The organism is Pseudomonas sp. PAGU 2196 (genome assembly GCF_022179005.1).
GTDB classification, from domain to species: domain Bacteria; phylum Pseudomonadota; class Gammaproteobacteria; order Pseudomonadales; family Pseudomonadaceae; genus Aquipseudomonas; species Aquipseudomonas kermanshahensis.
Map to the genome: position 1 here is coordinate 1 of NZ_BNTL01000021.1, position 14,547 is coordinate 14,547.

Annotated in this window: 3 protein-coding genes; all 3 read left to right on the forward strand. The window is 61.6% G+C overall.

The features are described 5' to 3' along the window. Positions 1–298, forward strand: a 298-nt coding sequence (locus tag MFF34_RS18770) for a phosphopantetheine-binding protein (RefSeq protein WP_238215784.1), incomplete at its 5' end; no start/stop codon positions are given. Positions 299–443: 145 nt separating this feature from the next. Continuing rightward, complete coding sequence (locus MFF34_RS18775; protein ID WP_283236623.1) at positions 444–3,797, forward strand: amino acid adenylation domain-containing protein; 3,354 nt, start codon at positions 444–446, stop codon at positions 3,795–3,797. Positions 3,798–3,819: 22 nt separating this feature from the next. Next, on the forward strand, positions 3,820–14,547 hold a 10,728-nt coding region (locus MFF34_RS18780; protein WP_238215786.1), incomplete at its 3' end, for a non-ribosomal peptide synthetase.

The window sequence follows — 14,547 nt, forward strand, 5'->3', positions numbered from 1 at the left end:
GCAGATCGCGGCGATCTGGGCCGATGTACTGAAGCTGGAGAAGGTCGGCCTCACTGACAACTTCTTCGCGCTAGGTGGCCATTCCCTGTTGGCGACTTCGGTGATCGTGCGCATCCAGGAGCAAGCTGGTGTTTCGGCCGAGCTGAAAGAGCTCTTCGAGTTCCCTGTCCTGGCTGACTTCAGCCGCCAGCTTGAAGCCAAGTCGCCCGTCATCGACGCTACCCAGGACCAGTTGGCCAAGTCCCTGGCGTTGCTCGACAGCTTGAGCACGGAAGAGCTCGATGAGCTGGTTTCCTAGCTTTTTGACTTAGCAGGGACCGTGTGGGAGCCGGCCAACCGGCGCCCACACGGTAAGCGGCGCGAATTTCCATCTAAATCCTTGCCAGTGCTCAATCGTCTACCTACGGAGGAAATTGAAGAGCTGATTTCTTAGGAGATTCCCTGTGCAAGAGCTGCTCGATACGGTCGTATCGTTGTCCACCCAAAAACGTAAGGCGTTGGCAGCCTTGCTCAAGAAACAAGGCGTCAACCTGTATGGGGTCACGCCGATCTTCCCGAGGGATCCAGAAGAGCCGGTACTGCTGTCCTATGCCCAGCAGCGGCTGTGGATACTGTCACAACTGGGGGAGGTGAGTACCGCGTACAACCTCTCGTCCGTCTTGCGCTTCAAAGGGCAGTTGGACACTGCTGCCCTGCAGCGCAGCTTCGAGGCGTTGATCGCCCGTCACGAGACATTGCGCACCACCTTCCGCCTGGAAGGCGAGCAGGCCGTACAAGTGGTCCATGCGCACACCCCCTTCGAATTGATGTTCGAACAGCTGGAGCAGGCCGATGACGCCAGCGTGCGTCGTCACGTCGAGCGCGAAGCCCAGCTGCCCTTCGACCTGCAAACGGGCCCGCTGTTGCGGGTGAAGTTGCTGGGGCTGATGCCGGGCGAACAGGTGCTGGTGCTGACCCTGCACCACATCGTATCTGACGGCTGGTCGATGCCGCTGATGATCAATGAACTGGTGCAGCTCTACCAAGGCTACGGCCAAGGGCAGGCGGTGGACCTGCCTGTGCTGCCGGTGCAGTACGCCGACTACGCCATCTGGCAGCGAAACTGGATGGAGGCCGGCGAGCAGGCGCGACAGCTCGCCTACTGGACCGAACAACTGGGTGACGAACAGCCCGTGCTGGCGCTGCCCACCGACCGGCCGCGGCCGACGACCAGCAGCTACCACGGCGCCCGCGTTACTGTGGCAATCGACAGCACGCTGGCTGGCGCGCTGAAGCAGTTGGCCCAGCAACAGGGCGCGACGCCCTTCATGGTGTTGCTGGCCAGCTTCCAGGCATTGCTGCACCGCTACAGCGGGCAGTGCGATATCCGTGTCGGTGTGCCCGTCGCCAACCGTAATCGGGTCGAGACCGAGCGGCTGATCGGCTTCTTCGTCAACACTCAAGTGCTGCGCGCAGAATTCGACCTGCAGATGACCTTCACTGCGCTGCTGCAACAGGTCAAGCAACGTGTGCTGGGTGCTCAGGCGCACCAGGACCTGCCGTTCGAGCAACTGGTGGAGGCCCTGCAGACCGAGCGCAACCTCAGTCACAGCCCTTTGTTCCAGGTGATGTACAACCACCAGACCCAGGCCAAAGGCGAGCGCCGCCGTCTGCAGGGGCTGGAGATGGAAGAACTGGCCTGGGACAGCCACACGGCCAAGTTTGACCTGACCCTGGACACCTTCGAGCATGAGCACGGCATCAGTGCTGCGCTGACCTATGCCACTGACCTGTTCGAGGCTAAGACTATCGAACACATGGCCCGGCACTGGCTGAACCTGCTGCAGGGGATTGTTCACGAACCACAGCAGCGCGTTGCCGATCTGCCTCTGCTGGCAGAGCAGGAGCAGGCCCGAATCATTCAGGACTGGAACCGCAACCCGGCGAAATTCCCCAGCGAGCACACGCTTCATCAGTTGATCGAAGCCCAGGTCGCGTTGTCGCCGGATTCACCCGCCTTGATTTTTGCCGGCCAGACACTGAGCTACGGCGAATTGAACCGCCGCGCCAACCGCTTGGCGCACAAACTGTGCGAACTGGGTGTCGGGCCCGACGTACTGGTGGGGCTTGCCGTGGAGCGCAGCCTGGACATGGTCGTCGGCCTGCTCGGCATCCTCAAGGCGGGCGGCGCTTATGTGCCGCTAGACCCGGAATACCCCCAGGATCGCCTTGCCTACCTGTTCGAGGACAGTGGCATCGGCTTGTTGGTGATCCAAAGCCACGTGCGCGATGCCTTGCCGATTACGCCAGGCATGCAGACCGTGAACCTGGACGATAGGGCGCTGGCCGACTACAGCGAGGCGAACCTGGATCGCGTGGTATCACCGCAGAACCTGGCGTATGTGATCTACACCTCGGGTTCCACGGGCAAACCCAAGGGTGCGCTGCTGGCGCACCACAACGTGGTGCGCTTGTTCGCGGCGACCCAGGACTGGTTCCGGTTCGATGCCAGCGACGTCTGGACGGTATTCCACTCCTACGCGTTCGACTTTTCAGTGTGGGAGTTGTACGGCGCGCTGCTGTATGGCGGCAAGGCGGTCATTGTGCCGAGGGATGTGGCGCGTTCACCGCAAGATTTCCATGGGTTGTTGGTCAGCGAGCAGGTCACAGTCCTGAACCAGACGCCCTCGGCGTTTCAGCAACTGATCCCGCTGGCCTGCAGCGCAGCGCAGGCTGGCAACCAGCTGGCACTGCGGCATGTGGTGTTTGGCGGTGAGGCGTTGGATGTGAGCAGCCTCAAGCCCTGGTTCGACGTTTTCGGTGACCACCAGCCGCGCCTGATCAACATGTATGGCATCACCGAGACCACGGTGCATGTGACCTATCGGCCAATCCGTCGGGACGACCTCAAGCAGGTTGGCAGCAGCCCGATTGGCGAGGTGATTCCTGACCTGAGTTGGTACCTGCTGGACGGCGCCTTGAACACGATCGTGCCCGGTAGCCAGGGTGAGCTGATGATTGGCCAGGAGGGCCTGGCACGTGGCTATCACGGTCGCCCGGCGTTGACTGCAGAGCGTTTCGTACCGAACCCATTCGATAGCCACGGTGGCCGCCTGTACCGCTCGGGAGACTTGGCCCGCTATGGCGGTGATGGCGTGATCGAGTACCTGGGGCGCATCGATCACCAGGTGAAGATTCGTGGTTTCCGTATCGAGTTGGGTGAGATCGAAGCACGCCTTCAGGAGCAGGGCGCAGTGCGCCAGGGGGTGGTGGTTGCCCAGGATGGCCCGCATGGCAAACAGCTGGTGGGGTATGTGGTACCTGTCGACAGCACGGTCCTGGACAGCCTCGAAGGCCAGGTTGTGCTGCGGGCTTCCCTGCGCGAAGCGCTCAAGGCAAGCCTGCCGGAATACATGGTGCCGACTCAGGTGCTGTTCCTCGCCAGCTTGCCGCTGACCGGCAACGGCAAGCTGGACCGCAAGGCGCTGCCGCAACCGGATGCCAGCCTGCTGCAGGGCCAGTTCACGGCGCCACAAAGTGCATTGGAGCAACGGATCGCAGCGGTCTGGGCCGATGTGCTGAAGCTGGACAAGGTGGGCCTTTACGACAACTTCTTTGAACTGGGTGGCCACTCCTTGCTGGCGACCCAGGTGATGGCTCGCCTGCAGGTTGAGCTGGGCATCAACTTGCCGCTCGCCTTGCTGTTCCAGGCCCAAAACCTGCAGGCATACGCAGCCATGATCAGTGGCTTGAATTCCAATACCGATGCAGACCTGGACGACCTCCAGGACTTCATGAGCGAGCTTGAGGCAGTTTGAGATGCAAACGGATAACAGAAACTTGGAACTGGTAAAACGCTTCATTGGCCTGCCCCTGCCGCAGCGCAAGCTCTTTCTTGAAAAGCTCGCATCGAAGGGCATGAGCCTTGCGCAGTTACCGATCCCGCAGAGCCGTGGCGATGTCGACCCGATACCGCTTTCCTTTGCTCAGCAAAGGCAATGGTTCCTTTGGCAGCTGGAGCCGCAAAGTTCTGCCTATAACATTCCTGCTGCCTTGAAATTCACCGGTGCACTGGACATCAGCGCTTTGCAGCGCAGTTTCGAGTCGTTGATCGACCGCCACGAAACGCTGCGTACCACCTTCCGGCTGGAGGGTGAACAGGCCGTACAGGTCCTTCATCCGCACATGCCGTTCGCGCTGGTCGTGGAGCCTGTGGAGGCCACTGCGCCTTCTGTTCGTGCCTGCCTTGAAGCTGAGGCCCAGCTGCCCTTCGACCTGGAGCATGGGCCACTGATGCGGGCCAGGCTGTTGCAGTTGGGGGCGCAAGAGCACGTGCTCACACTGACGTTGCACCACATCGTGGCTGACGGGTGGTCCTTGCCGGTGATGGTGCAAGACCTGGTCAAGCTTTATGAAGGGTTCAGCCAAGGCCGCGACGTGCAGTTGCCGGCGTTGCCGATCCAGTACGCCGACTACGCCATTTGGCAGCGGGCCTGGATGCAGGCGGGTGAACAGGACCGGCAACTTACCTACTGGAAAGCACAGTTGGGTGATGAGCAACCGGTGCTGGAGTTGCCGACCGATCGTCCTCGCCCGGCGGTCCACAGCCAACAGGGCGCACGGTTGGAAATCCCTTTGGACGGGGAACTGGTCGGTTCGCTCAAGCAATTGGCGCAGCAGCAGGGCGTGACACCGTTCATGCTGTTGCTCGCCAGCTTTCAAACGCTGCTGCACCGCTACTCAGGGCAGGCGGATATCCGCGTGGGCGTTCCGATCGCCAACCGCAACCGTGCCGAGACGGAGCGCTTGGCGGGCTTCTTCGTCAATACCCAGGTGCTGCGTGCCGAGTTCGACCTGGGCATCACCTTTACCGAGCTGCTGGAGCAAGTCAGGCAGCGTGCTTTAGGCGCGCAGGCGCATCAGGATTTGCCTTTCGAACAACTGGTCGAAGCTTTGCAGCCGGAGCGCAGCCTCAGCCACAGCCCGTTGTTCCAGGTGATGTACAACCACCAGACCGAGACCAAAAAAAGCGAAGGGCGCAACCTGCCAGGCCTGCTGATGGAGGAGTTGGCGGCTGAGAGCCATGTGGCCAAGTTCGACCTGGCACTGGACACGTTCGAGCACGAAGCGGGTATCAGCGCGGCGTTGACGTATGCGACCGATCTGTTCGATGCGGCCACCATCGAGCGCATGGCAGGGCATTGGCTGAACTTGCTCGTCAGCATCGCAGGGCAGCCGCACCAGCCTGTTGCAGGCTTGTCGATGCTGAGCCCGCAAGAGCAGCAACGCGTCATCAGCGACTGGAACAGCACGCAAGCGGATTACCCTGCCGATAAAGCCATGCACCAATTGTTCGAAGCTCAGGTGCGTGTGTCACCCGACGCCCCGGCTTTGTTGTTTGGCGATCAGGTGTTGAGTTATGCAACGCTGAACGAACGGGCCAACCAGTTGGCGCACAGGCTTCGTGAGCAGGGGGTAGGCCCGGATGTGCTGGTGGGCATCGCTATGGAGCGCAGCCCTGAAATGGTGGTTGGCCTACTGGCAATCCTCAAGGCGGGTGGCGCCTATGTGCCGCTCGATCCTGAATACCCGCAGGACCGTATCGAGTACATGCTTGAGGACAGCCAGTCGGTCTTGCTGTTGTCCCAGTCGCACCTGCTTGCGCGCATGCCTGAGGAGTTCCATGCCAGGACTTTGTTGCTGGATCAGTTGTCGCTGCAGGCATACCCGGTAACCGATCCGGTCTGCCTGACCGAACCGGGCAGTTTGGCCTACAGCATCTATACCTCTGGGTCCACAGGCAAACCCAAGGGTGTTCTGATCGAGCACCGCAACGTAACGGCGCTGATTGGTTGGGCACTGACGGTTTACAGCCAAGAGGACCTGTGCGGTGTGCTGGCCTCGACCTCAATCTGTTTCGACCTGTCGGTGTGGGAGCTGTTCGTCACGCTGTCGGCCGGAGGCTACGCGGTCCTTGCTGCCAACGCGCTGGAGCTGCCACACCTGGCGGCCAAAGACCGCGTACGCCTGGTCAACACCGTACCTTCGGCAATCAAGATGCTGCTTGAGACCGATGCCCTGCCGGCAACCGTTCGCACCATCAACCTTGCCGGGGAAGCGCTGAAGCAGTCGCTGGTCGACGACTTGTACGCGACCGGGCATGTGCAACAGGTTTATGACCTGTACGGCCCTTCCGAGGACACGACCTACTCCACCTTTACCCTACGTTGCGCCAATGGCAAAGCCAACATTGGCCGGCCGATCGCCAACAGTGCGGTTTATCTGCTGAGTGAAGCGGTAATGCCGGTACCGGTAGGTGTAAACGGCGAGCTGTACATGGCCGGTGCGGGGTTGGCACGGGGTTATCTCGGCCGCCCAGGCCTGACAGCCGAACGCTTCATTCCCGACCCGTTCGATGAGCAGGGCGGCGGCAGGATGTACCGTACCGGCGACCTCGCCCGCTACCAGGAAGACGGGCTGATCGAGTATGCCGGTCGCATCGATCACCAGGTGAAGATTCGTGGTTTCCGTATCGAGCTGGGTGAGATCGAGGCGCGGCTGCAGGCCCTGGAGGCCGTCCGCGAAGCGGTCCTGTTGGCTCAGGATGGCCCAAGTGGCAAGCAATTGGTGGGCTATGTGGTACCGGCCGATGATGCCGTGATGCACACACTCGAGCAGCAGTCAGCGCTGCGTGATGCGTTGCGTGGCCAGCTCAAGCAAAGCCTGCCGGAATACATGGTCCCGGCGCAGCTTGTGTTCCTCAAAGCGTTGCCGCTGACGCCCAATGGCAAGCTGGATCGCAAGGCGCTTCCACAGCCCGATATCAGCGTGTTCCAAGCCCAGTACCTTGAGCCTCGTACCGAACTGGAACGCAGTATTGCTGCGGTCTGGGCGGGTGTGTTGAAACTGGAAAAGGTCGGGCTGACCGATAACTTCTTCGAGCTGGGTGGCGACTCGATCATTTCCTTGCAGGTGGTCAGCCGTGCGCGCCAGGCAGGCATCCAGTTCACGCCCAAGCAATTGTTCCAATTCCAGACCGTACAAGGCTTGGCATCGGTTGCGCGGTGTGCCGATAACGTTGTCATCGACCAAGGCGCAGTCACCGGTACCTCGCCGCTGACACCTGTTCAGCATTGGTTCTTCGATCAGGCGATGCCCCAGCCTGAGCACTGGAACCAGTCGGTACTGCTGGCACCCAGCGTAAGCATCGACCCGCAGCATCTGAGTGCCGCACTGCAACACGTGCTGCAGCACCACGACGCGCTGCGCCTGGGTTTTGATCAGGCTGGCGGAAGTTGGCAAGGCACGTTCAACGATGTTGATACCCAGGACGTGCTGTGGCATCGCTCGTTCAGCGACATGGACGCGCTTCTGCGCGCGGCCAGTGATGCGCAGCGCAGTTTCACGCTCGGTGGCCCCTTGATGCGGGTATTGCTGGGCACGTTGCCTGATGGTGACCAACGGCTGCTGTTGGTGGTCCATCACCTGGTCGTTGACGGTGTGTCATGGCGTGTACTGCTTGAGGATCTGCAGCAGGCCTATCTGTCAGTCTCGGCCGGCCAGCCTGTCGAATTGCCTGCCAAGACCAGCGCCTACAAGGCTTGGGCCGAACGGCTGCAGGCGTACGGCAAAAGCGCCGATCTGGCTCAGGAGCTGAGCTACTGGCACGCACAGTTGCAGCATGCTGACGACGATTTGCCCCGAGATCATCTGCAAGGCGGTAACCAGGTCAGGCACGCCGCCTACGCAAGCACCCATCTGGATGCACAGTGGACGCGCAAGCTTTTGCATGAAGCGCCCATGGCCTACCGCACCCAGATCAATGACCTGCTGCTCGCAGCGCTGGCACGTGTGGTGGCCCGTTGGACCGGGCGGACTAACGTACTGGTGCGCCTGGAAGGGCATGGCCGTGAGGACGTGTTCGACGACTTGGACCTGACGCGCACCGTGGGTTGGTTCACCAGCATCTATCCGGTGACTTTGACTGCTCAGGCGCAACTCGACAGCTCGATCAAGGTCATCAAGGAGCAACTGCGGGCAGTCCCCAACAAGGGTATTGGATACGGGCTGCTGCGCTATCTTGGCAGCGATGACAGCCGGCAGGTGCTGGAGAGCCTGCCGCAGGGTGAAATTGTCTTCAACTACCTGGGGCAATTCGACGGCAGTTTCCAGGAGCAAGACAGCGTCTTCACGCCAGCCAAGGAGGATGGCGGGGCCAATCAAAGCGAAGAGGCGCCCTTGGGCAGCCTGTTGGCACTGAACGGGCAGGTCTATGCGGGCGAGCTGAAAATGGGGTGGACCTTCAGCCGGGAACTGTTCGACGCGTCGACCATTCAGCGCTTGGCTGATGAGTATGCCCAGGAACTCAAGGCGCTGATCACCCATTGCTGCCAGGCGGCCAATCGCGGAGTGACGCCTTCGGATTTCCCGCTGGCCCGCTTGAGCCAGGCCGAACTGGACAGCCTGCCGGTACCCGCCGCCGAGATCGCCGATATCTACCCGCTGGCACCCATGCAGCAGGGCATGTTGTTCCATACGCTGTACGAGCAGTCGGCCGGCAACTACATCAACCAGCTCCGCGTGGACGTGGACGGGCTGGACGTGGAGCGCTTCAAGCATGCCTGGCAGGGCGCGCTGGGGGCGTACGATATTCTGCGAACCGGTTTCGTCTGGCAGGGAGACCTGGACCACGCGGTGCAGATCGTACGCAAGCACGTCGAGCTGCCGTTCACTGAACAGGATTGGCGCAATCAGCCAACGTCAGATCAAGCGCTGGACGCGTTGGCCGAGCGTGAGCGACAACGCGGCTTCGTGCTGGATGCAGCCCCCTTGTTGCGCCTGGTGTTGGTGCGTACCGGTGAGCAACGTCATCATCTGATATGCACGCATCATCACATCCTGATGGATGGCTGGAGTACGTCGCGTCTGTTGGGGGAAGTGCTGCAGCGCTATGCCGGTCAGGCACTGCCGACCCAGAGCGCGCATTACCGCGAATACATCGCGTGGTTGCAGCGCCAGGATGCGGTTGCCGCTGAAACCTTCTGGAAGGAGCAATTGACGGCGCTGGAACAACCGACGCGTCTGGTGCATGCCATACGCATGGCGCCGGGTGCGCAGGCTTCTGGTCACGCAGCCTTCCACCAGGTTTTCGACCGCGAGCAGACCGCACGTGTCGAAGCGTTCGCCCGAGCTAACCGGGTCACGGTCAATACGCTGATGCAATCTGCGTGGATGCTGCTTCTGCACCGCTATACGGGGCAATCGACCGTGTGCTTCGGCGCTACGGTAGCAGGGCGACCGGCTGACCTGCCGGGTGTGGAGGAACAGATCGGGTTGTTCATCAACACCTTGCCTGTGATCGGTTCCCCTCGCGTGGAGCAGACGGTGGCTGAGTGGATCAGCCAAGTGCAAGCGAGCAACCTTGCCCTGCGTGAGTTCGAGCACACGCCGTTGTACGAAGTGCAGCGCTGGGCAGGCCTGGGCGGGGAGGCACTGTTCGACAACCTCCTGGTGTTCGAGAGCTATCCGGTGTCCGAAGCCCTCCAGCAAGGCGCGCCGGCCGGCTTGCAGTTTGGGGAAGTGGCTAACCGGGAGCAGACCAACTACCCCCTCAGCGTGGCAATCGGGCTCGGCAATGTGCTGTCCGTCCGCTACACCCATGATCGAACGCTGTGGAGTACGCAAGCGATCCAAGGGGTCGCCAGCCACTTCGCCAATCTGCTCGAGGCGCTCGTCGACAATGCCACCACGGCACTGGGCGACCTGCCTCTGCTGGATCCGCAAGCAGCTCGCCTGATGGTCTCGGACTGGAACTACCAGGCCGCCGTCAGCACCGATGAGCTGAGTGTCAGCCAGTTGATCGAAGCGCAGGTAGCACAGACCCCTGATGCCGTGGCGGTGCTTTTCGAGGGGCAGTCGTTGAGCTATGCCGAGCTGAACCTCAGGGCTAACCAACTGGCAGGCCGGTTGCGTGAGCTGGGTGTAGGCCCTGATGTGCTGGTCGGTATCGCCATGGCGCGCAGCCTGGAGATGGTGGTGGGGTTGCTGGCTGTGCTCAAGGCGGGCGGCGCCTATGTGCCGCTGGACCCGGACTACCCGCAGGACCGCTTGGCCTATATGCTCAAGGACAGTGATGTTCAGCTGTTGCTGACGCAGGCATCATCGGTTGCGCACGTACCGGTGCCGGCACGGATGCACTGCGTTGTCGTCGACCGACACGATGAATTTGCAGGTTACCCAGGCGAGAACCTGACGCAAACCAGTGCAGCGCAGAACCTGGCCTACGTCATTTACACCTCTGGCTCGACCGGCAAACCGAAAGGTGCAGGCGTTGATCAGCAAGCACTCTGTGGTCGCCTGCGCTGGATGCAGAACACCTATGGCCTCAACGAGCACGATGTGGTCCTGCAAAAAACATCGTTCAGCTTTGACGTGTCCGTGTGGGAACTGCTCTGGCCATTGACCTGTGGTGCCAAGGTGCTGCTGGCACGGCAGGGTGATCAGCGTGACCCGGCGCTTCTGATCGATCTGATTCGCGCCCATGGCGTCACGACCCTGCACTTCATTCCGTCCATGCTCAAAAGTTTCCTCGACGCGGAGCACGTTGCCCACTGCCATAGCCTGAAGCGTTTGTTCTCGGGTGGCGAGGCCATCACCCATGACCTGCTCAACAGGGCCCTGGAGTGCTTGCCGCACGTGGCAATCTACAACCGTTACGGCCCGGTCGAGGCGACGATCAATGCGACTCACAGTGAGCGTTTGAGCGTTCGGCAGGGCGACGTCGAGATCGGCAAGGCGCTGCCTGATACGCGGATCCATATCCTCGACTCGGGCCTCAATCCGGTGCCGGTTGGCGTCTGTGGAGAGCTGTACATCGGTGGTAAAGCCCTGGCACGCGGTTATCACCGCAAGGCCCAGCTCTCGGCAGAACGGTTCATCCCCGATCCGTTTGGAGCCCCGGAGGGTGAGCGCCTGTACCGCACCGGTGACCTGGCGCGCTACCGCATCGATGGGGTCGTCGAGTATGTCGGGCGTATTGACCATCAGGTGAAAATTCGCGGTTTCCGTATCGAACTTGGTGAAATCGAAGCCCGCCTGCAGGCATTACCAGGTGTGCGTCAAGCCGTGGTATTGGCTCAGCCAGGGCCGCAGGGGCACCAGTTGGTGGGTTATGTGGTGCCGACCGAGCCATCGGTGATGCAAGGCGGCGCTGATACTCAGTCGACGCTGCGTGATGCCCTGCGGGTCGAACTCAAGGCCGCACTGCCTGAATACATGGTGCCTGCACACTTGCTGTTCCTGGATCAGCTGCCGCTGTCGCCGAATGGCAAGCTGGACCGCAAAGCCCTGCCACACGCGGATGCCAGCCTTTTACAGCAGGCCTACCTCGAACCGCAAACGGACCTGCAGCGTACGATTGCAGTGATCTGGGCGGACGTATTGAAACTGGACAAGGTCGGGCTGGCCGACAACTTCTTCGAGTTGGGCGGCGACTCGATCATTTCCTTGCAAGTGGTCAGCCGGGCACGTCAGGCCGGCATTCAATTCACGCCCAAGGAGTTGTTCGAGCACCAGACCGTACAAGGGCTGGCATCGGTTGCCCGGTTGTCGGCAGGCTTGAGCATCGACCAAGGCCTGGTCGTGGGCGACATGCAGCTGACCCCGATTCAGCGTCGCTTCTTCGATGCGGATATCCCCGAGCGCCATCACTGGAACCAGTCGTTGCTGCTCACGCCGAATACCGCGCTGGAAGCGGATCGACTGAATGCGGCGTTGCACGCGTTGCTTGCGCATCACGATGCGCTGCGCTTGCAGTTCGCAACGTCTGGTGGCAATTGGTCGGCCAGCTTCGGCACAGCAGCGCCGTCAGCGGTGTTGTGGACCCGTACGCTGCGCGATGACGAAGCGCTGCGCGGGCTTGTCGACGAGGCGCAACGCAGCCTCGACCTGGAACAAGGGCCCTTAATGCGTGCGGTGCTCGCGTTGCTGCCTGATGGTAGCCAGCGGTTGCTGCTGGTGATTCACCACTTGGTCGTGGACGGTGTTTCATGGCGGGTATTGCTGGAAGACTTGCAACAGGCCTATGCCTCGCTGGGTTCCGGTCAAGCGCCGAGCTTGCCGGCCAAGACCAGTTCGTTCCAGGCCTGGGCCCAACGCTTGCAGGCCTATGCCAGCAGCGTCGAGCTGGAGCATGAGGTCAGCTATTGGCAAGGTAGCCTGCAAACGGCACGAGGCGCGTCATTGCCTGTGGACCATCCGGGTGGCGAAAACCTGGTCAGGCATGCCGCCTCGGTGACGACCCGTCTGGATAAAACCTGTACCCGTCAGCTCTTGCAGGATGCGCCAGCGGCCTATCGCACGCAGATCAACGACTTGTTGCTGACCGCGCTGGCGCGGGTGCTTAGCCGTTGGATAGGGCAGCCGGACGTGGTAGTTCGTTTGGAAGGGCATGGACGGGAGGATGTGTTCGATGACCTCGATCTGACCCGCACCGTCGGATGGTTCACCAGTGTTTATCCGGTGAAATTGACCCCGAGCGCTGGCATGGCCGATTCGGTCAAAGCGATCAAAGAGCAACTGCGCGCGGTGCCTGAAAAAGGCATTGGTTATGGTGTGCTGCGCTTCCTGGGGAGTGACGAACAGCGTCAGGCACTGGCGCAGTTGCCACAGGGTGAAATTGTCTTCAACTACTTGGGCCAGTTCGACGGCAGCTTCGGCGATGAGGCAGGCCTGTTCGTTCCCGCTAAAGAGTACAGCGGTGACCCCCATGACCAAGCCGCGCCACTGAGCAATCTGCTGGCAATCAACGGTCAGGTGTATGCCGGTGAGCTCAAACTTGGCTGGACCTTCAGCAGCGCGTTGTTCGATGCGTCGACAGTGCAACGCCTGGCCGACGAGTACGCTGAAGAGCTCAAGGCGTTGATTGCCCATTGCTGCGTACCCGGGCATCGCGGGTTCACCCCGTCGGACTTCCCGCTGGCACGTTTGAGCCAGGTACAACTGGACCACCTGCCCGTGGCGGCGGCTTCGATCGCCGATGTCTATCCGTTGTCGCCGATGCAGCAGGGCATGCTGTTCCACACGCTCTACGACCAACAGGCCGGCAACTACATCAACCAGTTGCGGGTCGATGTCGAGGGGCTGGAGGTACTGCGCTTCAAGCAGGCCTGGCAGGCGGCGTTGGATGCGCACGACATTCTGCGCACCGGGTTTGTCTGGGAAGGGGACCTGGACCAGGCGATGCAGGTGGTCCGAAAGCAGGTGACGCTGCCGTTCAGCGAGCACGACTGGCGTGGAGCACCAGCGCTCGAAGCGGCGCTGCAAGCATTGGCCGAAGACGAGCGTCAGCGTGGTTTTGCGCTTGATGAGCCGGCGCTGCTGCGCCTAGTGCTGGTCCGTATTGACGATGACCGTTACCACCTGATCTATACCAACCACCATATTTTGATGGATGGCTGGAGCACCTCGCGCCTGCTGGGCGAAGTCCTGCAGCGTTATGCTGGCCCGACGACCGGGTTCCAGGCCACGCACTATCGGGATTACATCGCCTGGCTGCAACGTCAGGATACGGCAGTTGCCCAAGCCTTCTGGCAGGCCCAGTTGGCCGCGCTCGACGAGCCGACGCGCCTGGCCCAGGCCATTGCCGGTTGCGCAGGCGATGCGGGCAGCGGCTACGGTGATCATCGCCTGGCCCTCGATGCCGAGCAAACCGCACGCATCGAAGCCTTCGCCCGGGCTAACCGCGTTACCGTCAACACCCTGGTGCAATCGGCCTGGCTGCTGCTGTTGCAGCGCTATACCGGCCAGGCCAGTGTCTGCTTCGGCGCCACCGTGGCCGGCCGCCCGGCAGATTTGCCAGGCGTTGAGGAGCAGATCGGCCTGTTCATCAACACCCTGCCGGTGATTGGTGCACCCCGTGCCGAGCAGCGTGTCGGCGAGTGGATCGCCCAGGTTCAAGGCTGCAACCTGGCGTTGCGCGAGTTCGAGCACACCCCGTTGTACGACGTGCAGCGCTGGGCCGGGCAGGGCGGTGACGCGCTGTTCGACAGCATTCTGGTGTTTGAGAACTACCCGGTCTCCGAGGCGCTGCAACAAGGCGCGCCCGGCCGCTTGCGCTTTGGCAACGTGGCCGTGCAGGAGCAAACCAACTACCCACTGACCCTGGTGGTTGAGCTGGGTAGCAGCCTGGCAATGCACTACAACCACGACCGTACGCGGTGGAGCGACGAGACCATTGGCCGCCTGGCGGCTAACTTTGCGGATTTGCTGCAGGCACTGGTCGCGGATGCGGATGCCGCAGTCGGCGAGCTGCCGATGCTGAGCCTGCAAGAACAGCAGTTGATGGTCGAAGGCTGGAACGATACCGTCGCGGTGTACCCGAATGAGCGCAGCATTCACTCACTCATCGAAGCCCAGGTGTTCGCCACTCCGGACGCCCCGGCGTTGGTGTTCGGCGAGCAGACCCTGAGCTACGCCGAACTCAACGGCAAAGCCAATCAGCTGGCGCACAAGCTGCGTGAACTGGGTGTGGGCCCGGACGTGCTGGTGGGCATCGCCATGGAGCGCAGC